General features: G+C 69.2%; 18 protein-coding genes, 3 tRNA genes and 1 pseudogene. 9 read left to right on the plus strand and 13 right to left on the minus strand.

The window, feature by feature from the left end; all coding sequences use genetic code 11:
- Positions 1 to 14 precede the first annotated feature (14 nt).
- From ACFYY7_RS18395 to ACFYY7_RS18415, 5 genes are all read right to left on the minus strand, one after another.
- Positions 15 to 866 (minus strand): ABC transporter permease, encoded by an 852-nt coding sequence (locus tag ACFYY7_RS18395; RefSeq protein WP_388662591.1) that lies wholly within the window; start codon positions 864 to 866, stop codon positions 15 to 17.
- On the minus strand, positions 866 to 1,900 hold the full coding sequence (locus ACFYY7_RS18400; protein ID WP_388662592.1) for an ABC transporter ATP-binding protein: 1,035 nt from the start codon (positions 1,898 to 1,900) through the stop codon (positions 866 to 868). Before ACFYY7_RS18400 ends, ACFYY7_RS18395 begins: the two co-directional genes overlap by 1 nt.
- 132 nt (positions 1,901 to 2,032) lie before the next feature.
- A tRNA-Gly gene (locus ACFYY7_RS18405) sits at positions 2,033 to 2,105 on the minus strand.
- Between the two features lie 97 nt (positions 2,106 to 2,202).
- Positions 2,203 to 2,274, minus strand: a tRNA-Gly gene (locus ACFYY7_RS18410).
- A 133-nt stretch (positions 2,275 to 2,407) separates the two neighbouring features.
- Positions 2,408 to 2,743, minus strand: a complete 336-nt coding sequence (locus ACFYY7_RS18415; protein WP_266731079.1) for an Lsr2 family protein — start codon at positions 2,741 to 2,743, stop codon at positions 2,408 to 2,410.
- A gap of 383 nt (positions 2,744 to 3,126) precedes the next feature.
- Between ACFYY7_RS18415 and purS the strand changes: the two genes are divergently transcribed.
- The 3 genes from purS to purL are packed head-to-tail and all read left to right on the plus strand — an operon-like array spanning position 3,127 to position 6,310.
- Positions 3,127 to 3,387, plus strand: a complete 261-nt coding sequence (purS, locus tag ACFYY7_RS18420; RefSeq protein WP_037695153.1) for a phosphoribosylformylglycinamidine synthase subunit PurS — start codon at positions 3,127 to 3,129, stop codon at positions 3,385 to 3,387.
- Positions 3,384 to 4,064 carry a phosphoribosylformylglycinamidine synthase subunit PurQ gene (purQ, locus tag ACFYY7_RS18425; RefSeq protein ID WP_072488574.1) on the plus strand — a complete coding sequence of 227 codons (681 nt, stop codon included), beginning with the start codon at positions 3,384 to 3,386 and terminating at the stop codon, positions 4,062 to 4,064. Before purS ends, purQ begins: the two co-directional genes overlap by 4 nt.
- On the plus strand, positions 4,061 to 6,310 hold the full coding sequence (purL, locus tag ACFYY7_RS18430; RefSeq protein WP_388662593.1) for a phosphoribosylformylglycinamidine synthase subunit PurL: 2,250 nt from the start codon (positions 4,061 to 4,063) through the stop codon (positions 6,308 to 6,310). The genes purQ and purL overlap by 4 nt, the downstream gene beginning before the upstream one ends.
- Before the next feature lie 223 nt (positions 6,311 to 6,533).
- Here the strand turns inward: purL and ACFYY7_RS18435 are convergent.
- A pseudogene (locus ACFYY7_RS18435) lies at positions 6,534 to 6,785 on the minus strand (MFS transporter); the annotation flags it as partial.
- A 144-nt stretch (positions 6,786 to 6,929) separates the two neighbouring features.
- Between ACFYY7_RS18435 and ACFYY7_RS18440 the strand changes: the two are divergent.
- Both ACFYY7_RS18440 and ACFYY7_RS18445 read left to right on the plus strand, forming a co-directional pair.
- Entirely contained in the window at positions 6,930 to 7,568 is a 639-nt protein-coding gene (locus ACFYY7_RS18440) for a helix-turn-helix domain-containing protein (RefSeq protein ID WP_351262185.1), read from the plus strand.
- A gap of 39 nt (positions 7,569 to 7,607) precedes the next feature.
- Complete coding sequence (locus ACFYY7_RS18445; protein WP_388662594.1) at positions 7,608 to 8,408, plus strand: sterol carrier family protein; 801 nt, start codon at positions 7,608 to 7,610, stop codon at positions 8,406 to 8,408.
- Positions 8,409 to 8,443: 35 nt separating this feature from the next.
- Here ACFYY7_RS18445 and ACFYY7_RS18450 read toward each other — a convergent pair whose 3' ends face one another.
- Both ACFYY7_RS18450 and ACFYY7_RS18455 read right to left on the minus strand, forming a co-directional pair.
- Complete coding sequence (locus tag ACFYY7_RS18450; protein WP_388662595.1) at positions 8,444 to 9,901, minus strand: sulfatase; 1,458 nt, start codon at positions 9,899 to 9,901, stop codon at positions 8,444 to 8,446.
- 152 nt (positions 9,902 to 10,053) lie between these two features.
- Positions 10,054 to 10,152, minus strand: a complete 99-nt coding sequence (locus ACFYY7_RS18455) for a putative leader peptide (protein WP_351262194.1) — start codon at positions 10,150 to 10,152, stop codon at positions 10,054 to 10,056.
- Positions 10,153 to 10,618: 466 nt separating this feature from the next.
- On the opposite strand from ACFYY7_RS18455, the gene purF reads away from it, so the two are divergent.
- A complete protein-coding gene (gene purF / locus ACFYY7_RS18460; RefSeq protein WP_266731070.1) occupies positions 10,619 to 12,145 on the plus strand; it encodes an amidophosphoribosyltransferase in 1,527 nt (508 codons plus the stop codon).
- A gap of 60 nt (positions 12,146 to 12,205) precedes the next feature.
- Positions 12,206 to 13,279, plus strand: coding sequence for a phosphoribosylformylglycinamidine cyclo-ligase (gene purM, locus ACFYY7_RS18465; RefSeq protein WP_351262198.1), 1,074 nt, complete (start codon positions 12,206 to 12,208; stop codon positions 13,277 to 13,279).
- 187 nt (positions 13,280 to 13,466) lie between these two features.
- On the opposite strand, the gene ACFYY7_RS18470 is transcribed toward purM, so the two are convergent.
- Both ACFYY7_RS18470 and ACFYY7_RS18475 read right to left on the minus strand, forming a co-directional pair.
- Positions 13,467 to 13,724 carry a DUF3073 domain-containing protein gene (locus ACFYY7_RS18470; protein WP_072488579.1) on the minus strand — a complete coding sequence of 86 codons (258 nt, stop codon included), beginning with the start codon at positions 13,722 to 13,724 and terminating at the stop codon, positions 13,467 to 13,469.
- Between the two features lie 313 nt (positions 13,725 to 14,037).
- A complete protein-coding gene (locus ACFYY7_RS18475) occupies positions 14,038 to 15,120 on the minus strand; it encodes a Leu/Phe/Val dehydrogenase (protein ID WP_388662596.1) in 1,083 nt (360 codons plus the stop codon).
- Between the two features lie 175 nt (positions 15,121 to 15,295).
- On the opposite strand from ACFYY7_RS18475, the gene ACFYY7_RS18480 reads away from it, so the two are divergent.
- Both ACFYY7_RS18480 and bldC read left to right on the plus strand, forming a co-directional pair.
- Entirely contained in the window at positions 15,296 to 16,141 is an 846-nt protein-coding gene (locus ACFYY7_RS18480) for a hypothetical protein (RefSeq protein ID WP_388662597.1), read from the plus strand.
- Positions 16,142 to 16,664: 523 nt separating this feature from the next.
- Positions 16,665 to 16,871, plus strand: a complete 207-nt coding sequence (gene bldC / locus ACFYY7_RS18485) for a developmental transcriptional regulator BldC (RefSeq protein WP_003949541.1) — start codon at positions 16,665 to 16,667, stop codon at positions 16,869 to 16,871.
- Between the two features lie 504 nt (positions 16,872 to 17,375).
- Here the strand turns inward: bldC and ACFYY7_RS18490 are convergent.
- The 3 genes from ACFYY7_RS18490 to hrpA all read right to left on the minus strand — a co-directional run bounded on the left by ACFYY7_RS18490 (position 17,376) and on the right by hrpA (position 21,882).
- A complete protein-coding gene (locus ACFYY7_RS18490; protein ID WP_351262207.1) occupies positions 17,376 to 17,609 on the minus strand; it encodes a DUF6274 family protein in 234 nt (77 codons plus the stop codon).
- A 138-nt stretch (positions 17,610 to 17,747) separates the two neighbouring features.
- A tRNA-Asp gene (locus tag ACFYY7_RS18495) sits at positions 17,748 to 17,822 on the minus strand.
- 127 nt (positions 17,823 to 17,949) lie between these two features.
- Positions 17,950 to 21,882 carry an ATP-dependent RNA helicase HrpA gene (gene hrpA / locus ACFYY7_RS18500; protein ID WP_388662599.1) on the minus strand — a complete coding sequence of 1,311 codons (3,933 nt, stop codon included), beginning with the start codon at positions 21,880 to 21,882 and terminating at the stop codon, positions 17,950 to 17,952.
- Between the last annotated feature and the right edge of the window lie 106 nt (positions 21,883 to 21,988).

Here is a 21,988-nt window from a genome sequence, read left to right on the forward strand (position 1 = left end):
ACGGCATGTCCCCCTCAGCGTCGCGGATCCCAGCGGAACCACCGCTGCACAGCAAACACGGCGAACCCGGTCCAGGCCAGCCCGGTCACAGCGGCCACGAGCAGGTCGGAGCCGCCGGTCCCGCCCAGCCAGCCCGTCCGCACGAGTGTCATCACTCCGGTGACCGGCAGCAGTTCGCACACGGACGCCATCGGGCCGGGCATGATCTCCAGCGGCACGAAGAGCCCCGAGCCCATCATCGAGATGAAGAAGAGCGGGAGGGTGGTGAGCTGCGAGGTCTGCACGGTGCGGGTCACCGCGGAGGTGGCCGCGGCCAGTGCCGCCAGCAGCACCACGCCCAGCAGCAGGCCCGCCAGGAGCAGTTCGGGCCGCTGCGGCGCGGCGAGGCCGAAGAAGGCCGTCCCCGCCACCACGATCACCACGGTCTGGGCCAGGGCCAGCGCGACCGACGGAAGGGCGGTCCCGATGAGGATCTCCCGGTCGGTGACCTCGCCGGTACGCAGCCGCTTCAGGACGAGGTCCTCGCGCCGCGCCACATAGGACGAGACCAGGTTCATGTAGACGGCCTGGATCAGCACGATGCCGATGCCGCCGCTGAGCGCAGCCGCGGCGACGGACAGGCCGGTCCCGTCGAGAACGGACTGCTTCAGCGTCGACTTCATCGCAAGGACCATGGCGGCGGGCATCAGCAGCGAGACGAACACCGCCGTCCGGTTGCGGGCGAGCAGGGCGACCTCGGCGCGCCCGAGAGCGGTCAGCCGGCCCCGGAGCGTAGTGCCGGCCGTTGCGCTCGTTCCTGCCGTGCCGGTCGTCGCACCAGTCGTGCTGGTCGCACCAGTCGTCGTGCCGGTCGTCGTGGTCGTCATCACGCAGCCACCTTTTCGGATTCCGACGCGCTCTGCGCGATGTCGAGGAACGCCTCTTCGAGCGAGGCCGAGCGGGCATCGAGGCCGAGCAGCCGGACGTCCGACTCCCTTGCCCAGGTCAGCAGTTCGTCCAGGGACTCCTGCAAGCGGTGGGTACGGATCTCGATCCGGTGGCCCTCGGCGGCGGCCCGCAGCCCCAGCGGAAGCCGGGCCGCCGGCACTCCCTCCGGCAGCTCGAACCGGATGCGGGCGGGGCGGGCGGCCGTCACCTCGGCGGTGGTGCCCGCCGTCACTATCCGCCCCCGGTGCATGATCGCCAGCCGGTCGGCGAGCGTCTCGGCCTCTTCCAGGTAGTGCGTGGTGAGCAGGACGGTGGTGCCGCCGTCCCGCAGCTCGCGCACCAACTCCCAGGTGTCCCGCCGCCCTTCGGCGTCGAGCCCGGTGGTCGGCTCGTCCAGGAACAGCACCTCGGGCCGGCCCAGCAGGGCCAGCGCCAGGTCGAGACGACGCCGCTCGCCGCCGGAGAGCTGCTTGACCCGCACCCGCGCCCGGTGGCCGAGCCCGACCAGCTCCAGCGCCTCACCGGTCGGGCGCGCGCCGCTGGTGCAGCCCGCCCACATCCGTACCGTCTCGGTGACCGTCAGCTCGGACGGGAAGCCGCCCTCCTGGAGCATCACCCCGATCCGCGGCCGGACGGCGGCGCGCTCGCGGAACGGGTCGTGCCCGAGCACCCGGACCGTGCCGGCGTCGGGCGCGGCCAGGCCCTCAAGCAGCTCGACGGTGGAGGTCTTCCCGGCGCCGTTCGTACCGAGCAGGGCGAAGAGCTCGCCGCGCGCCACCGAGAAGGAGACACCGGCCACGGCCTCGAAGCCGCCCGCATAACGCCGCCGCACGCCGGCCGCCTCGATCACCGCACCGGAGGCGGTCACGTCGGAAGCGGAAGCGGAAGCGGATGCGGATGTGGAGACGGAAGCGGATGCGTCGGGTGCCACGGTCCGGTCCGCGCGGTTGCCTGGGATGTCGTCGCTGGTCATGACTACAGATTTCCGCGGGACCGGCGACGGGATCAGTGCGAGCTGTCATCACTGCTCATGACAAACGTCATGTGAGGGCAGACACGACGAAGGCCCTGGTCGATATCGACCAGGGCCTTCAATTCGATCAAGAGCGGACGACGAGATTCGAACTCGCGACCCTCACCTTGGCAAGGTGATGCTCTACCAACTGAGCCACGTCCGCATTGCTGCCGCTCATTGTACTCCTCGAAAGGAGTTCGTCGGGCGGTGCGAGCATCACTCTACCCGATCCACCGGAGTGGTCGATAAGAACGATGCAGAGCGGGTGACAGGAATTGCACACTGCGCCTTCCCCCTGGAAGGGGGATGTTCTGCTACTGAACTACACCCGCACGCTGCGTGAGGTTCGGCTTTGCGGCCTTGCCCCTCGGCGTGCTCCAGACTTTAGCCGACCTGCGGGGGTGTAGCGCAAGTCGGTGCCCGCAGGGTGTCGCCGACGGGGGTGCCGGGGGCCCTGTCGGCCCGTCAACTCGCTTCGCGGAACGCCTCGTAGACCTTCTTGGGGATCCGGCCGCGGGCCGGCACTTCCATCTGGTGCGAGCGCGCCCAGGCGCGCACGGCCGCCGGGTCGGGAGCGAGGGAAGTGTGCCGGTACGACACGGGCGTCCTGCCGTGCTTGCCGGCGTTTGTCTGCTTTCGGCCCGCCGCCATGTACGGCGCGAGGGCCTTGCGCAGTTTCTTGGCATTGGACGTATTGAGGTCGATCTCGTACGACTTCCCGTCCAGGGCGAAGGTGACCGTTTCCGCCGCTGCTCCCCCGTCGATGTCGTCGGAGAGCGTGACCACTACGCGCTGAGCCACGGATATCGGTCCTTTCCTACGGTATCGGCGCGTCAGGTGTGCGCTGATACCGGCCTTCCGGCTGGTAGGCGGATACGGCGTCGACGGTTGCCGACTGTTTAGGGTCGATGCTGCATTCCCCGGTAATCATTTGTACAGCGGTGGGTGCCGCATTGTGAAGTCCACGCAATTACCTCCGCGTGTCAGCCTTCTATGTGTGCTGGTGGTGGGGATTTTTTTTGCAGGACTTTCCCCATGTGTTGTCGCGTCCGATATCTGGGTGTGATCAAGGTTCTTGATATCTACCCGCGTAGAATTTCTGGCCAGGTAGGCTGAGGGGACCTGCGGGGGTCTGGGGAGCCCCCCGGAGAAACAGCCGCACCACACCACCACCGGGAGTGCCAGTGGCACGCGTCGTAGTCGACGTCATGCTCAAGCCCGAGATCCTCGACCCGCAGGGACAGGCGGTGCAGCGTGCACTGCCCCGTCTCGGCTTCGAGGGAATCGCGGACGTACGTCAGGGAAAGCGTTTCGAGCTCGAGGTAGAGGGGCCGGTCGACGACGCCGCCCTCGGCCGTATTCACGAGATGGCCGAGACTTTCCTCGCCAACACCGTCATCGAGGACTTCACCGTGAAGGTGGAGAAGGCCGAGGAGTCGAAGTGACTGCTCGTATCGGAGTCGTCACCTTTCCCGGCACGCTCGACGACAAGGACAGCCTGAGGGCCGTGCGGGTCGCGGGCGCCGAACCCGTATCGCTGTGGCACCGCGACAAGGACCTGCACCAGGTCGACGCGGTCATCCTGGCGGGCGGCTTCTCCTACGGCGACTATCTGCGGGCCGGAGCCATCTCCCGCTTCTCGCCGGTCATGGAGACCGTCATCGAGCAGGCGAAGGCGGGGATGCCGGTCCTCGGCATCTGCAACGGATTCCAGATCCTGACCGAGGCGCATCTGCTGCCCGGCGCGATGCTGCGCAACAACCACCTGCACTTCATCTGCCGTGACCAGAAGCTGCGCGTCGAGAACGCGGAGACCGCCTGGACCTCGGACTACTCCGCGGGCCAGGAGATCTCCGTACCGCTCAAGAACATGGACGGGCGCTACGTCGCCGACGAGCGGGTGCTCGACGAGCTGGAGGCGGAGGGCCGGGTCGCCTTCCGCTACCTGGACATGAACCCCAACGGCTCGCTGCGGGACATCGCCGGCATCACCAACGCCGCGGGCAATGTCGTCGGCCTGATGCCGCACCCGGAGCACGCCGTCGAGCCGCTGATCGGAACCGGCCGCACCGACGGTCTCGGTTTCTTCACCTCGATCATCAAGAAGCTGGTCAACGCATGAGCCTGGATACGGTCAAGCACGCGGCCGAGACCCCGGACGTCGCGCAGCCCTGGAAGGAGCTCGGCCTCAAGGAGGACGAGTACGCCCGGATCCGCGAGATCCTGGGCCGCCGTCCCACCGGCGCCGAGCTCGCCATGTACTCCGTGATGTGGTCCGAGCACTGCTCGTACAAGAGCAGCAAGGTCCACCTCAAGCAGTTCGGCGAGAAGGTCCCCGCCAACGACGCGATGCTCGTCGGCATCGGCGAGAACGCCGGTGTGGTCGACGTCGGTCAGGGGTACGCGGTCACCTTCAAGGTCGAGTCGCACAACCACCCCTCGTACATCGAGCCCTACCAGGGCGCGGCCACCGGCGTCGGCGGCATCGTCCGCGACATCCTCGCCATGGGTGCCCGCCCGGTCGCCGTCGTCGACCCGCTGCGGTTCGGCGCGGCCGACCACCCCGACACCAAGCGCGTCCTGCCGGGCGTCGTCGCGGGCATCGGCGGCTACGGCAACTGCCTGGGTCTGCCGAACATCGGCGGCGAGGTCGTCTTCGACGCCTGCTACCAGGGCAACCCGCTCGTCAACGCCGGCTGCATCGGCGTGATGAAGCACGAGGACATCCACCTGGCGAAGGCCTCGGGCCCCGGCAACAAGGTGATCCTCTACGGCGCCCGCACCGGCGGCGACGGCATCGGCGGCGTCTCCGTGCTGGCCTCGGAGACCTTCGAGTCGACCGGCCCGGCCAAGCGCCCGGCCGTCCAGGTCGGCGACCCGTTCCAGGAGAAGCTCCTCATCGAGTGCACCCTGGAGATCTTCAAGGAGAAGCTCGTCGCGGGCATCCAGGACCTCGGCGGCGCCGGGCTCTCCTGCGCCACGTCCGAGCTGGCCTCCGCCGGATCCGGCGGCATGCGCGTCGAGCTGGACACCGTGCCGCTGCGCGACTCCTCCCTCTCGCCCGAGGAAATCCTCATGAGCGAGTCGCAGGAGCGCATGTGCGCGATCGTCGAGCCGCAGCACGTCGAGCGCTTCCTGGAGATCTGCGAGAAGTGGGACGTCATCGCCACCGTCATCGGTGAGGTGACCGAGGGCTCCCAGCTGGAGATCTTCTGGCACGGCGAGCAGATCGTCGACGTGCCGCCGCGGTCCGTCGCCCACGAGGGCCCGACGTACCACCGTCCGTTCGCCCGCCCGTCCTGGCAGGACGCGCTCCAGGCCGACGACGCGGGCAAGCTGGCCCGGCCGGCGAACGGCGCGGAGCTGCGCGAGCAGGTCCTCAAGCTGGTCGCCTCGCCGAACCAGGCGTCGAAGTCCTGGATCACGGACCAGTACGACCGGTTCGTGCAGGGCAACACCGTGCTCGCGATGCCCGAGGACGCCGGCATGGTCCGGATCGACGAGAAGTCGAACCTGGGCGTGGCCATGGCGACCGACGGCAACGGCCGGTACGCCAAGCTCGACCCGTACACCGGCGCGCAGCTCGCGCTGGCGGAGTCGTACCGCAATGTCGCCGCCTCCGGCGCCAAGCCGCTGGCCATCTCGGACTGCCTGAACTTCGGCTCGCCCGAGGACCCGGACGTCATGTGGCAGTTCGCCGAGGCCACCCGTGGTCTCGCGGACGGCTGCCTGGAGCTGGGCACCCCGGTCACCGGCGGCAACGTCTCGCTGTACAACCAGACCGGTGAGACGGCGATCCACCCGACGCCGGTCGTGGCCGTGCTCGGCGTGATCGACGACGTCAACCGGCGTACGCCGGTCGCATTCGCGGAAGAGGGCCAGCTCCTCTACCTGCTGGGCGACACGCGTGAGGAGTTCGGCGGCTCGGCCTGGTCCGAGGTCATTCACAACCACCTCGGCGGCATGCCGCCCAAGGTCGACCTGGGCCGCGAGAAGCTGCTCGGCGAGATCCTGATCTCGGCCTCCCGCGACGGCATGATCGACGCGGCGCACGACCTCTCCGACGGCGGTCTGATCCAGGCGGTCACCGAGTCCTGCCTGCGCGGCGGGAAGGGTGCCCGGCTGGTCGTGCCGGACGGTCTGGACGTGTTCACGTTCCTCTTCTCCGAGTCGGCGGGGCGCGCGGTCGTCTCGGTGCCGCGGAGCGAGGAGCTCCGCTTCAACGACATGTGCGGTGCGCGGGGTCTGCCCGTCGCCCGGATCGGTGTCGTGGACGGCGCGGAGATCGAGGTGCAGGGTGAGTTCAGCATTCCGCTGGACGAGCTGCGCACGGCGCACGAGGCGACCATTCCGGCTCTGCTCGCCTGACGTACCCCGTTCCTGACGAGGACGGCCCCGCCCTGTTCATGGGCGGGTCCGTCCTCGTATCGTCAGGTGCGGAAATTCCGGCGGAATTCCGTTTTCATCGGTGGAGCGGCGTGAGTGGCTCCGTCGGTTGCTGCGGCGTGGTGAATTCGGCGGTATTGGCGTCCGCCGCTTCCGGCTCCGGTTCCGGCTTCGGTTCCGGTTCCCGCCGGGACGGCAGCCGGGTCGCCAGAACGGTCGCGATGAAGACCTTCTTGGCGCCGATCACGTCGCAGAGCTTTCCGTAGAGCGGCAGCGCGGCGGTCGCGGCGAGCTGATAGGCGGCGATCAGCCAGGGGATCTTGTCGACGCCGTGCACCGGGTCGAGATCACTGACGATCGGCACGGTCGCCGCCGAGACGATGTTCGTGTCGAGCACGGCCAGCAGGATCGTGGCGATGCAGAGCACGAACCCTATGACGCGCTGACGGTGGGTCATGGCTGCTGATCTGACTGTGGGCATGACGGGCTCCCCCTCCGGAGCGGCGTGGTGCCGCTGTGGCCGGGCACCACCATGGCCCATAAAAATGTATCGAGTCAATAATTAATCTGAGATCAACATTCATCCTGGTACAGTGACGCCATGACCGAGGGGATGAGCCTGCGCGAGCGAAAGAAGCTCCAGACGCGGCACCGCTTGCTGGCCGCGGCCACCGAACTCTTCGCCGAGCGCGGCTTCGACAAGGTCTCGGTCGCCGAGATCGCGGAGGCGGCCGAGGTATCGAAGATGACCGTCTTCAATTACTTCGCCGGCAAGGAGGACCTGGTCCTCGCTCCCATGGAGGAGCACGTCGGCGATGTCGCGCGCACGGTACGGGACCGGGCCCCAGGCGAATCCGCCCTGGCCGCCGTGCGCGGACAGTTCCTGGCCGCCGTCGAGCAGCGCGATCCCTCGGTCGGAATGAGCGACCTGCCGGTGGTACTCGGAGTGCGCCGGCTGATCCAGGAGACCCCGGCGCTGCTCACCCGGGCCCATGCGTTCTCCATGCGCTCCTTCGACCTGCTCGCCGAAGTGCTGGTCGAGGAGGGGGAGGAGCCCGCCATCGCGCGGGTCGCGGGCGCCCAGCTGATCGGCACCCGCAATGCCCTCATCCACGCGAACCAGCAGCGGCTGCTGGCGGGGGATTCGGCGGACGCGATCGCCGCGGACGCCGCCGCGCTCGCCGAGCGCGGTTTCGCCCTGCTCGCCGGCGGCCTGGGCGACTTCGCGATCCGGCGCTGAGGCCGCCCGCCCCGCTCGGCAGCACTTAGGCTCGCGGACATGCCGCCGTCCCAGAAACGTGCCCGCCGCTACGACCCGGTCAAGACCCGTGCCGCGGTGCTGGCCCAGTTCACCCATGTCCGGGAAGCCGTCCGCACCCTGACGCCCGAACAGCTCGCGCAGCCGACCCGGCTCGGTGACTGGACCGTGCGCGAACTGGCCGTACACCTGACCATGGCGCTCTCCGGCCTCACCCGGCATCTGGAGCTGCCGGAACCCGCCGCGGCGAAAGCCGGCCTCACGCTCGTCCAGTGGCCGCTCGCGACCGCGGACCGGGCGGCCGGCATCGCCGACGACACCAGGACGCTCGCCGTGGACCGTCCCGACCTGGAGGCGCTGTACGAGGAGGTCGCGGGGCGGTTCGAGGATCTGGTGCCCGGGGCCGGCGACGAGCGGCTGGTGGCGACGCGGGTCGGGGTGATGCGGCTGGCCGACCTCCTCGTCACCCGTACCGTCGAACTCGTCGTGCACACCGACGACCTGAACGAGGCGGCCGGCCTCGACATCCCGTACGACCGACAGGCACTCGCCGCCTGCACCCGGCTGCTCGCCGACGCCCTCGCGGAGAAGGCGCCGGGCGGCTCGGTCGAGGTGCGGGTCCCGCCGTTCGCCGTCGTCCAGTGCGTGCCGGGCCCCAAACACACCCGGGGTACGCCGCCCAACGTCGTCGAGACCGACCCGCTCACCTGGATCCGACTCGCCACCGGGCGTACGGAGTGGGCGCGGGCGCTCGACGAGGCGAAGGTCGGCGCCAGCGGGGAGCGGGCCGACCTCGCCGCCCTGCTGCCCCTGATGGGGTGAGGGCGTACGGGACCGGCCACCGCGCGCCGTCCCGCTCAGGCCCCCTTCGGATACGGCAGCAGTCCGGCGTCGGTCCGCTCCCAGGACGCCCGCAGCTCGGCCAGCAGCTCCGGTTCGGCGGCCGCCCGGTCGGCCTGTTCGCGCTGGTCGTGGGCGAGCTGGAACAACTGGTCCTTCCCGCCCTTGCCCCGGTAGTACTTCCAGTCGCCCCGGCGCAGCGCCCGCTCCCCGCGCACCCGCCAGAACAGATCGCGCTCCCGGGGCTGCTCGCCCCGCAGCAGATATCCGGCGAGGCTGACGCCGTCCAGCGGATACGCCGGGTCCGGCCGGGCGCCGCCGAGCTCCAGCAGGGTTGCCGTCCAGTCGGGCGAGAACACCGGCAGATCGCTCACCTGGTGCGGATCGATCCTGGCGGGCCAGCGCAGCACCGCCGGAACCCGGATGCCGCCCTCCTGGAGCGAGCTCTTGTTGCCGGAGAGCGGCCACTGGTACGAGAAGCGCTCGCCGCCGTTGTCGCTGGCGAAGAAGACGAGCGTGTCCTCCTCCTGCCCGGACCTCTTCAGCGCCTTCAGCACCTCGCCGACCGAACGGTCCAGGTCCTCCACCATCTGCTTGTACTTCTCGATCGAGCCGCCGTCGGCGTGGAAGAGCCCCCCGAGCCCGCCCTCCTTGATCCTGCGGACGATCTCCGCGCTCTCGGCCGTGTCGCCCTCCGCGATCCACGGCCAGTGCGGGGTGGTGAAGTTCAGGTTGAGCAGCCACGGCCGCTCGTGGTCGCGCTGTACGTACTCGCTCGCCCGCTCGGTCAGGATCCGGGTGTAGTAGCGCAGGTCCTTGTACTCGGAGTCGCCCTCGTACAGGTCGTACTCGCCGCCGAGGCCGAGCTTGGAGTAGTACTCCAGCGCCCCGCCGAAGTTCCCGAAGAACTCGTCCCAGCCCGACCTGGTGGGGCTGTAGTCGGGCAGATAGCCGCAGTGCCACTTGCCGATCAGCGCGGTGGCGTATCCGGCGCCGCGCAGCAGCGAGGCGAGCGTGGGATGGGTGGGTTCGAGCCCCACCGACCGGTCCGCGATGGGCTCGGCGAGCCCGCCCTTCGTACGGCCCGGATAGCGCCCGGTGTAGAGGCTGAACCGGGTGGGGGAGCAGGTGGCGGACCCGGAGTAGGCGTCGGTGAACCGCACGCCCTGGCGCCCGAGCCGGTCCAGGTCGGGGGTGTGGATGTCCGGCGACCCGTACGAGGACAGGTCGGCCCAGCCGAGGTCGTCGCCGAGGATGAACAGGATGTTGGGCCGCCGGGCGTGCTTTCCACGGGCCGCCCGGAAGGGCCGCTCCTGTATCCGGCCGGCCACGGGTTCGGCGGCTGCCGCGGGGGCGGCTGCCGGGAGGCCGACGGCGGCGGTGGCGGCGGTCGCGCCGACAGCGGTCCCGAAGGCCCGCCTGGTCAGGGACCGATCGGAATTGTTGGACTGGTTGTTCGCATGACGAGAAGGCATGACTGCTCCGGTGCAGGACTCGGCCGCGCGCGGCGGCGAAGGCGGGCAGGGCGGCGCGCGACGGATAGGTGAGAGCCGTGAAAGCCGTGTCGAACCACCGCGAGAGCGGGGAGACGCAGAGGCCAGAGGCAGCCGAGAGCGCGCCGTCGGAGTCAGGCGCAGCGACAGATGGCGCTCGCGACACGTCCCAGATCGACGTGGCGGCGCTCCACGAGTGTGACCGAGCGGTCACCGAGGGGCCGGGTCTGCATGGTGCTGGAGCCTGCCAACCGGACATGCGCGAGTCAACGGCGGTCTCGCACTGCGGACCTCGTGGGCCGGCGGGCCGCACTCCGTGGATCGGCAGGCCGCACCCCGTGGGCCGGAGGGGCGCATCGTGGGCATCGAGGACCGCATCCCGCGCATCGCGGTGTGAGGCTCGCCACGAAACGCGCGTTCGGTCGGACTTCCCACCGGACCACCGACCACCTCACCGAGCGCCACCATCCGGCCCGGTGGACCCCGTGGCCCGAGTGGCCGGAACTCGACGGTAACCGGGCGCTGATCCGGGCGACCGCCGCCCCGTGGCCCGATCCGTACTCCACCGAACCCCGAGGATGATCACTCCGCGTGACCGGCCGGAACCCCCCTCGGACCGTTCCCGGGGACGCTTCCCCGGTGGTCCGGGCCGGTATCTCGAATTCGGACCAGTGGTCGATCTCGCCTACACTCGGTGGTGTGCCTCGTGGTGATGGACGACTCAACCACGACCTGCTCCCCGGAGAGAAAGGCCCCCAGGACGCTTGCGGCGTCTTCGGTGTCTGGGCTCCGGGCGAAGAGGTCGCCAAGCTCACCTATTTCGGACTGTATGCCCTGCAGCACCGTGGACAGGAGTCCGCGGGCATCGCAGTGAGCAACGGGTCCCAGATCCTGGTCTTCAAGGACATGGGACTGGTCTCGCAGGTCTTCGACGAAACGTCTCTGGGATCTCTCCAGGGCCATATCGCGGTCGGCCATGCCCGCTACTCCACCACCGGTGCCTCGGTGTGGGAGAACGCGCAGCCGACGTTCCGTGCGACCGCGCACGGCTCGATCGCCCTGGGTCACAACGGCAACCTGGTCAATACGGCCAAGCTCGCCGAGATGGTCGCCGCCCTTCCCCGCAAGGACGGCCGCGCCACCCAGGTCGCCGCGACGAACGACACCGATCTGGTGACCGCGCTGCTCGCCGGCCAGACCGACGAGGACGGCAAACCGCTCACCATCGAGGAGGCCGCCGCCAAGGTGCTTCCCGAGGTGAAGGGCGCCTTCTCGCTGGTCTTCATGGACGAGCACACCCTCTACGCCGCCCGCGACCCGCAGGGCATCCGCCCGCTGGTCCTCGGCCGGCTGGAGCGCGGCTGGGTGGTGGCCTCCGAGTCCGCCGCCCTCGACATCTGCGGTGCCAGCTTCGTACGCGAGATCGAGCCGGGCGAGCTCGTCGCCATCGACGAGAACGGCCTGCGCACCTCGCGGTTCGCGGAAGCGAAGCCCAAGGGCTGCGTCTTCGAGTACGTCTACCTGGCCCGCCCCGACACCGACATCGCCGGGCGCAACGTCTACCTCTCCCGGGTGGAGATGGGCCGCAAGCTGGCCGCCGAGGCCCCGGTCGAGGCCGATCTGGTCATAGCGACACCGGAGTCCGGCACCCCCGCCGCCATCGGTTACGCGGAGGCCAGCGGCATCCCGTTCGGCGCCGGTCTGGTGAAGAACGCCTACGTCGGCCGGACCTTCATCCAGCCCTCCCAGACCATCCGGCAGCTGGGCATCCGCCTCAAGCTGAACCCGCTCAAGGAAGTCATCAAGGGCAAGCGCCTGGTGGTCGTCGACGACTCGATCGTCCGCGGCAACACCCAGCGCGCACTGGTCCGGATGCTCCGCGAGGCCGGTGCCGCCGAGATCCACATCCGGATCTCGTCCCCGCCGGTGAAATGGCCCTGCTTCTTCGGCATCGACTTCGCGACCCGCGCCGAGCTGATCGCCAACGGCATGACGGTCGACGAGATCTCCACGTCGATGGGCGCGGACTCGCTCGCGTACATCTCGCTCGACGCCATGGTCGAGGCGACGACGATCGCCAAGCCCAACCTGTGCCGCGCCTGCTTCGACGGTGAGTACCCCATGGAACTCCCGGACCCGGAGCTGCTCGGCAAGCAGCTGCTGGAGACCGAGCTGGCAGCAGGCCCTGCGGCGACCGCCGCGGCCGACGCACTGCGTCGTCCGTGACGGCCCAGCCGCACACCTCCGGCCACCAGCCCCGTATTTCCACACGAAAGATCCCAGGCAATGTCTGAGACAACAGGTGCTTCCTACGCGGCAGCGGGCGTCGACATCGAGGCCGGCGACCGTGCCGTCGAGCTGATGAAGGAGTGGGTGAAGAAGACGCAGCGCCCCGAGGTCGCGGGCCTCGGCGGCCTCGGCGGCTTCGCCGGACTCTTCGACGCCTCGGCCCTCAAGCGCTACGAGCGTCCGCTGCTCGCCTCCGCCACCGACGGCGTCGGCACCAAGGTCGACCTCGCCCGCAAGATGGGCGTGTACGACACCATCGGCCACGACCTCGTCGGCATGGTCGTCGACGACCTGGTCGTCTGCGGTGCCGAGCCGCTCTTCATGACCGACTACATCTGCGTCGGCAAGGTGCACCCCGAGCGTGTCGCGGCCATCGTGAAGGGCATCGCCGAGGGCTGCGTCCTCGCGGGCTGCGCCCTGGTCGGCGGCGAGACGGCCGAGCACCCCGGCCTCCTCGGCCCGGACGACTTCGACGTCGCCGGCGCCGGAACGGGCGTGGTCGAGGCCGACCGGCTGCTGGGCCCGGACCGTATCCGTAAGGGGGACGCCGTGATCGCCATGGCGTCGTCCGGTCTTCACTCCAACGGGTACTCGCTCGTCCGGCACGTGTTCTTCGACCGGGCCGGCTGGTCGCTGGACCGCCAGGTCGAGGAGTTCGGCCGCACGCTCGGCGAGGAGCTCCTGGAGCCCACCAAGATCTACTCGCTGGACTGCCTGGCGCTCACCCGTACCACCGAGGTGCACGGCTTCAGCCACGTCACCGGCGGCGGCCTGGCCAACAACCTGGCCCGGGTCATCCCGGACGGACTGCACGCCACGGTCGACCGCTCCACCTGGACCCCCGGCGCGGTCTTCGACCTGGTCGGCAAGGCCGGACAGGTCGAGCAGCTGGAGCTGGAGAAGACGCTGAACATGGGCGTCGGCATGATCGCGATCGTCCCGGCCGAGTCCGTGGACGCGGCACTGACGACCCTCGCCGACCGCGGGATCGATTCCTGGGTCGCGGGCGAGATCACCGAGCGCGGGGCACACACCTCGGGCGCGGAGCTCGTCGGCGGATACGCGCGATAGACACGAGGCGGGCACACCGGGGCGACCCGATGGCCGCTACCTGCCCGGCCGCCGGAGCTCCAGCAGTTCCGGCGGCCGGGGAGAAGAATCGGGTAACCGGATTCCGCGTGAGCGGCCGGACCGGGCCGGGACAGCACAGAACCCGGTCCGGGACAGGCCCGGACCGGGTTGATGTGTCAGCGCGAGGTCAAGCGCCGCGGCGCTGTGACGACGGACCGGACTTGTCGTCCTCGTCCTCGTCCTCGTCGTCGTTGTACAGATCCGCGTACTGTGCGTACGGGTCATCTTCCTCGTCGTCGTCCTCGAACGGCTCTGCGTTCGGTGGTTGACTCGAAGGCGATGCGCCCAGCTCATTGGCCAGACGCGACAGGTCAGTCCCGCCGCTGCTGTACTTCAGCTGGCGGGCGACCTTTGTCTGCTTGGCCTTTGCCCGGCCGCGCCCCATGGCTCGACCCCCTCGGTGACGGGGCTCGACGGCCCCAGAGTCTTGACACGCGTTCATGTTTCAGGACGGACCCTCGGATGAGAGACCGTGCCCGTAGGGCTTTAACGGTACCTGCTTCCGCGGCCATACGGTACGCCGCCCGCATCACGCGCCCCGGAAGGAGACCGGCGAGAAGCCCCGTCCTCGCTGGTCAACTGCGATTTTAACCTCTTCTTGGCACGCGACCCGCCGACCGGCGTGAGTCTTGTCTCGCCGGTCGGCGGGTCGGGGGACCACAGGGCGGTACGGACGCGTGGTGATGCGTCCGTCACCGTCAGCGGCGGCGCGCTTCGGCCATCCGCTGCTCGGCGATCCGGTCGGCCGCTGCGGCCGGCGGAATGCCGTCAGCCTTCGCACGTGCGAATATGGCCAGCGTGGTGTCGAAGATCTCCGACGCCTTGGCCTTGCACCGGTCGAAGTCGAAGCCGTGCAGCTCGTCGGCGACCTGGATGACCCCGCCCGCGTTCACCACGTAGTCCGGTGCGTACAGGATCGAGCGGTCCAGGAGGTCCTTCTCGACGCCGGGGTGCGCGAGCTGGTTGTTGGCCGCGCCGCACACCACCTTGGCCGTGAGCACCGCGACGCTGTCGTCGTTCAGCGCACCGCCGAGCGCGCACGGCGCGTAGATGTCGAGACCCTCGGTACGGATCAGCGCCTCGGTGTCCGCGGCGACGGCGACGCCGGGGTGCTTGTCGGTGATCCGGCGTACGGATTCCTCCCGCACATCCGTGATCACGACCTCCGCACCGTCGGAGAGCAGGTGCTCGACCAGGTGGTGCCCGACCTTGCCGACTCCGGCGACCCCCACTTTTCGGCCACGCAGCGTCGGGTCGCCCCAGAGGTGCTGCGCAGAGGCCCTCATGCCCTGGAAGACGCCGAACGCGGTGAGGACGGAGGAGTCGCCGGCGCCGCCGTTCTCCGGGGAGCGGCCGGTGGTCCAGCGGCACTCGCGGGCGATGACGTCCATGTCGGTGACGTAGGTGCCGACGTCGCAGGCGGTCACGTAGCGCCCGCCGAGCGAGGCCACGAACCGGCCGTAGGCCAGCAGCAGTTCCTCCGACTTGATCTGCTCGGGGTCGCCGATGATGACGGCCTTGCCGCCGCCGAGGTCGAGACCGGCCATGGCGTTCTTGTAGGACATGCCGCGCGCGAGGTTCAGCGCGTCCGCGACGGCCTCTTCCTCGGAGGCGTACGGATAGAAGCGGGTGCCGCCGAGGGCCGGGCCCAGGGCGGTGGAGTGGATGGCGATGACGGCCTTGAGGCCGCTGGCACGGTCCTGGCAGAGCACGACTTGCTCGTGGCCACCCTGTTCGGACTGGAACAGGGTGTGCAGGACGCCGTCGGTCAGATCGGTCACTGTGGTGACTCCCAAGTACGAAGCGGCGAAGACCCTCCTGAAGGTGGGGAGGGCCGCGGACCGGCCGACATGGCTGGTCCGACTGGGCAAGAGCGTAAGTCCTACCTGGACGTAGATCTGTTCCCGTGCCCAGGATCACCCCCCTGCGGAGTACGGGCGTGACACGATCTGCTGCATGTCGGTGGTGTCTTCGGTGCTCGTCCCTTATGCGTCCTACCTCCGGGTGTACGAGCCCCTGGCCGCCTTCCCGGAGCCCGAGCGTGCCCACTGGGCCCGGTACGCCGGGCGGACCCGGACCCCCACGGCCCAGGACGAACTGCGCCGCTCGCTCGCCGACTTGGCCGCCACGCCGCCGGTCGCCGTGCCGGTGCACGAGAGCGCGGACGCCTTCGTCGCCGAGGTCGACGGGGTGGTGTGCGTCTGTCCGTGGCGGACCAGGCTGCGCGGCTGGCTGGCGCTGGAGGAGCTGGCGGAGATGTTCCCCGGGCCGGTGCTCGACGCGGTGCTGCCGCCGGTGGTGCGGGGGCAGGCGGTCGCGGACCACGAGCGGTGGGCGGAGCGGAATCCGGACGCCAGGCCGTGGATCCGTACTTCGGTGTGGCAGGTGCCGGTGCGGTGGTTCGTGCTCTTCTCCGACGAGGAGCGGGAGTACGCGGCGGCGGGCGAGGACGGTGCGGGGCCCGTGCTGCGCTACCGGACGCCGATGGTGCAGGCCCGTCGCCGGCTGGCCCGCGCGCTGAGGGCGCTGCGGGATTCGGTGGACGAGGGGCCGCTGACCGAGGGGCTCGTGGACGTCGGGCGCTGGCTGGAGGAGTTCCATCCCCGGGCGCTGGTCGAGCTGGACTACGCGGGCCTGGTGCACGCGCTGCCGGCGAAGGAGCTCGCCGGGGACCGGTCGGCCGCCGATGTGGCCGAGGGCATCGCGGCGCTGCAGGCCGGTGACACGGAGGGGGCGAGCGAGGCGTACGGCCGGCTGGCGGAGCGCTGGCGGGCCGTGAGAGATCGTCAGTTCGCGAACTGACCGCGCGGTTTCTGCGTCTGTCCCTGTGTGCTGTGTGACGCGTGAGAACAAAGAGGCGGAACGGTACTTCTGTGGTCCTAGGACCTACGTCCCGAACCGGGCCTTTGCCTCAAGCGTGATGGATAGCACTAACTGGGCTCTTGCGCCCTTCCCTACTCCTCATGCCAAAATAGGACAAGGAGCCCGGGGAGGACTCCGTCCGTCCAACTAAGGGCGGAATGCTCTGCATTGCACTCTATGGGGGGTCTGATGGCCCCTGATCGCTCTGTGACTGATCGTCACGGCGGAGTGACTGTCCGCTATGGCATGGTCCATCGGCTTCCGTCGCTGATGAACACCTGGGAGGGCAATTCCATCGGTTTGGCCGACGTGGCTGGACGGATGGTGTAGTTGTAGTGCCGAGGACAAGCCGTTCGTCCTATAACCGACTCGGCCCGCGTCCGCCATTTCGGGCAACGCGGGTCAAGGTGCAGAATTTAGAGGAAAGAACCGAGATGGTTCGGTTCTCCCGAGGAGGCCGCTCATGACCGCTCGCACCCCTGATGCCGAGCCGCTGCTGACCCCGGCTGAGGTTGCCACGATGTTCCGCGTGGACCCGAAGACGGTTACCCGCTGGGCCAAGGCCGGCAAGCTCACGTCCATCCGCACGCTCGGTGGACATCGCCGGTACCGCGAGGCAGAGGTCCGCGCACTGCTTGCGGGTATTCCGCAGCAGCGCAGCGAGGCCTGACACACCCCCTGTCGCCGCAGAACAACCGGGCTTCCGGGTCCCCCAACCCGTACAGGCCCACCCATAGCTCCAAATGACGGGCGCCCGCCCCAACGGGCGCCATACCTGTGCAATACGGGTGCGTCGTTCGATCGCGCTGGACTCCGCCGGGTCCAGCGCGATCTTTTTTGTGCTCGCGCGGCCCCGCCCCGGGGCCGCGCGGGGCCCTTGTCGGGAGCGCCGGAAACCGCGCGTCCGGTCGGGTCCGGCCGGGGTGCCGTGCGGGCTTGAGCGGGTCTGTGCGGGACTGTTCCGGACTGCCCGGGGAGGCCGGGCGAGCCCGGTTCACATGGTCTCGCGGTACTCCCGTCCGGGTGGTGCAATTGCACATATTAAATTCGCCAGTTGTAGGAAGGGTGTAAAGTCACCCCTTCTCAAAACTCTTTCGGTGACTCCCGTCACACTGCGAGAGTCTTGCCAAGTACGAGCCTGCCACCGCCGGGAAGCGAAAAGCCCCGCCATTGGTCACTCACCCGAGGGACTTTCGTCCTCGGCCCCGGGGGTGCCCTCCAGGCGCTCTGTGCGCGGGGCCGGCGGTTCGGGGGCGGAATAGGTCCGGCGGGCCGTCGCGGGCTCCATGGCGAGCCGCAGGAGCCGATGACAGACCGCGCAGTGGCGGGTGAGATGGGGGCGGCCGGAAGAGGCGGCCAGATGGGCGCGCAGGAGCGCGCGGGTCTCGTGCGTGGCGGACGTTGTCATGCGCGCCACCTCCCGGTGGACCGCCGCCCCGCGCCGGGAAATCAGGGGCGGCCTCTGCTGTCTGAGTACTCGTCGGCGGTTGCCCGAGTCAAGACGCGCGAAAGCCCGGATCCAGAAGGATCCGGGCTTTCGTTACTGCGGTCCTGACGGGATTTGAACCCGCGGCCTCCACCTTGACAGGGTGGCGAGCACTCCAAACTGCTCCACAGGACCAGGTTTTCGCTGCCTTCCTTGCGGCTGGCTGCGAAACCAGACTGTACAGCAGGTCAGAGGGTGCGGTCGAACTCACTGTGGGTGGCGGCTCCGTCACGGTTGCGGAAGCCGCCCGTCCGGGGCCGCCTCACGGCGCCGCCGCGTCGATCGCCTTCACGATCCGCTTGTCGGAGACGGGGTAGGCCGTCCCCAGCGCGTGGGCGAAATAGCTGACCCGGAGCTCCTCGATCATCCAGCGGATGTCCAGGACCTCCTGCGGTACGGGCCTGCCCTGCGGCATCTGTTCGAGCAGCCAGGCGTACTCGTCCTGCATCTCGTGGACCTTCTCCATGCGCGTGGTGTCGCGCTGGACGGCCGTCGGCATCTGCTGGAGCCGGCGGTCCGCGGCGACCAGATAGCGCATCAGGTCGGGCAGCCTGCGCAGTCCGGTCTTCGTGACGAACCCCGGTGGCATCAGGGCCGCGAGCTGGTCCCGGGCGTCGGTGACGTTGTTGACCAGGACCAGGCTGCTGGTGGCCTTCAGGCGCCGCTCGCAGGCCTGCCAGGCGGCCAGCACCTGCTGGACCTGCTTGACCGTGTGCTCGGTCAGGGCGACGAGGTCGGTGCGCACCTTGTCGTACAGCTTCCGGAACGACTCCTCGTCCCAGGCAGGCCCGCCGTGCGCGCCGATCAGCCGGTCGGCGGCCGCCGTCGCGCAGTCCTCGAAGAGGGCCTGGATGGAGCCGTGCGGATTGCGGGACAGGGCCAGCTTCTGCTGGTTCGTCAGCTTGTCGGAGGCGAACTTCGCCGGGTTCACCGGGACGTTCAGCATGATCAGCTTCCGGGTGCCCAGCCACATCGCCTGCAACTGCTCGGCCTCGGTGTCGAAGAGCCGTACGGCGACGGTCCCGCCCTGGTCCACCAGCGCCGGATACGCCTTCACCGGCTGACCGGCCCGCCGGGTCTCGAAGACGCGGTTCAGCGTGCCGATCGTCCAGTCCGTGAGGCCCGAACGCTCGATGGACTCGCCCGAGGGCCCCGCGGTGGCCGCGGCGGCCTTGGAGAGCGCCTGACGGGCCTTCGGGCGCAGCTGGAGCTTCAGCGCCTCCAGGTCCTTGTCCTCGGACACCTTGCGGCGCCGCTCGTCGACGATCCGGAACGTGATCTTCAGGTGGTCCGGGACGCGGCTCAGGTCGAAGTCGTCGGCCGAGACCGGGACACCGACCATCCGCTGGAGCTCCCGGGCCAGCGTGACCGGCAGCGGCTCCTGCAGCGGTACGGCCCGGTCCAGGAACTTGTCCGCGTAGTTCGGCGCGGGGACGTAGTGCCGGCGGATCGGCTTGGGCAGCGAGCGGATCAGCTCGGTGACCACTTCCTCCCGCAGGCCGGGGATCTGCCAGTCGAAGCCCTCGGCGGTGACCTGGTTGAGCACCTGGAGCGGGATGTGGACGGTCACACCGTCGGCGTCCGCGCCGGGCTCGAACTGGTACGTGACCTTGAACTTCAGCTTCCCCTGGCGCCAGGAGTCCGGGTAGTCGTCCTTGGTGACGGCCCCGGCCTTCTCGTTGATGAGCATCGAGCGCTCGAAGTCCAGCGCGTCCGGCTCGTCCCGGCGCTTGTGCTTCCACCAGGAGTCGAAGTGCGCCCCGGAGACCACGTGCTCGGGGATCCGCTGGTCGTAGAAGTCGAAGAGCGTCTCGTCGTCCACGAGGATGTCGCGGCGCCGGGCGCGGTGCTCCAGCTCCTCGACCTCGCCGAGGAGCTTGCGGTTGTCGTGGAAGAACTGGTGGTGGGTGCGCCAGTCGCCCTCGACCAGGGCGTTGCGGATGAACAGATCGCGGGAGGTCTCGGCGTCGATCCGGCCGAAATTGATCTTGCGCTGGGCGACGATCGGCACCCCGTAGAGCGTGACCCGCTCGTACGCCATCACCGCCGCCTGGTCCTTCTCCCAGTGCGGCTCGCTGTAGGTGCGCTTCAGCAGATGCTGGGCCAGCGGCTCGATCCACTCCGGCTCGACCTTGGCGTTGACCCGCGCCCACAGCCGGGACGTCTCGACCAGCTCGGCCGACATCACGAACCGCGGCTGCTTCTTGAAGAGCGCCGAACCGGGGAAGATCGCGAACTTGGCGCTGCGGGCGCCCAGGTACTCGTTCTTCTCGGTGTCCTTCAGCCCGATGTGCGAGAGCAGCCCGGCCAGCAGCGAGGTGTGCACCGACTGCTCGGGGGCGTCTGTGCCCGCCGAGGGATCCTCGATCTGCATGCCCATCTGCTTGGCGACCGTACGCAGCTGCGCGTAGATGTCCTGCCATTCGCGGATGCGCAGGAAGTTCAGGTACTCCTGCTTGCACATCCGGCGGAAGCTGGACGAGCCGCGCTCCTTCTGCTGCTCGCGGATGTACCGCCACAGGTTCAGGAACGCCAGGAAGTCGGAGGTCTCGTCCTTGAAGCGGGCGTGCTGCTGATCGGCCTGGGTCTGCTTCTCCGAGGGCCGCTCGCGCGGGTCCTGGATGGAGAGCGCGGCGGCGATGACCATGACCTCGCGGACACAGCCGTTGCGGTCGGCCTCGATGACCATGCGGGCCAGCCGCGGGTCGACGGGCAGCTGCGAGAGCTTCCGGCCGAGCTGGGTGAGCCGCTTCTTCGGATCCTTTTCGTCCGGGTCGAGCGCACCGAGTTCCTGGAGGAGCTGGACGCCGTCGCGGATGTTGCGGTGGTCCGGCGGGTCGATGAAGGGGAACTTCTCGATGTCGCCGAGGCCGGCCGCGGTCATCTGGAGGATGACGGAGGCCAGGTTCGTACGGAGGATCTCCGGGTCGGTGAACTCCGGACGGGTCAGGAAGTCGTCCTCGGAGTACAGCCGGATGCAGATGCCGTCCGACGTACGACCACAACGGCCCTTGCGCTGATTGGCGCTGGCCTGCGAGATCCGCTCGATCGGCAGCCGCTGGACCTTGGTGCGGTGGCTGTAGCGGGAGATCCGGGCGTTGCCCGGGTCGATCACGTACTTGATGCCGGGGACGGTCAGCGAGGTCTCGGCGACGTTGGTCGCCAGGACGATCCGGCGACCGGTGTGGCGCTGGAAGACCCGGTGCTGCTCGGCGTGCGAGAGCCGGGCGTAGAGGGGGAGCACCTCGGTGTGGCGGAGGTTGCGCTTGTTCAGCGCGTCCGCGGTGTCGCGGATCTCCCGCTCGCCGGAGAGGAAGACCAGGATGTCGCCGGGCCCCTCCGTCTGGAGCTCGTCCACGGCATCGCAGATCGCGGTGATCTGGTCCCGGTCGGAGTCGTCGCCCTCCTCCTCCAGGAGGGGGCGGTACCGCACCTCGACCGGATACGTACGCCCGCTGACCTCGACGATCGGCGCCTCGCCGAAATGGCGCGCGAACCGCTCGGGGTCGATCGTCGCCGAGGTGATGACGACCTTCAGGTCCGGGCGCTTGGGCAGCAGCCTGGCCAGATAGCCGAGCAGGAAGTCGATGTTCAGCGACCGCTCGTGGGCCTCGTCGATGATGATCGTGTCGTAGGCGCGCAGCTCGCGGTCCGTCTGGATCTCGGCGAGCAGGATGCCGTCCGTCATCAGCTTCACGAACGTCGCGTCGGGGTTCACCTGGTCGGTGAAGCGGACCTTCCAGCCGACCGCCTCGCCCAGCGGCGTCTTCAGCTCGTCCGCGACGCGCTCGGCGACCGTACGGGCCGCGATCCGGCGCGGCTGGGTGTGCCCGATCATGCCCCGGACACCGCGCCCCAGCTCCATGCAGATCTTCGGGATCTGTGTGGTCTTGCCGGAGCCGGTCTCCCCGGCGACGATCACGACCTGGTGGTCGCGTATCGCCTCCAGGATCTCGTCCTTCTTCTGACTGACCGGGAGCTGTTCCGGGTACGACAGGGCGGGCATCCGCGCGGCACGCAGCGAGAGCCGCTCGGCCGCCTTTGCGGCCTCGGCGGCGATCTCGTCGAGCACGGACTGCCTGGCCTCGGGCTTACGGATGCGGCGCGCCCCTTCGAGACGGCGGCCGAGCCGGTGCGCATCGCGGAGCGAGATCTCTCCGAGCCGGTTCTGGAGATCAGCGAAGGAAGTAGACATACGGAGCCCAGGATCTCACCCGGGCCCGACGAACGGCGAACATATTTCGTGCGGTCCGGGTCACCACCCGGGCACCGCGCGGAGCCGCGGGATCACAGCACGTACC

This window comes from Streptomyces sp. NPDC001933 (genome assembly GCF_042890955.1).
Lineage (GTDB): Bacteria > Actinomycetota > Actinomycetes > Streptomycetales > Streptomycetaceae > Streptomyces.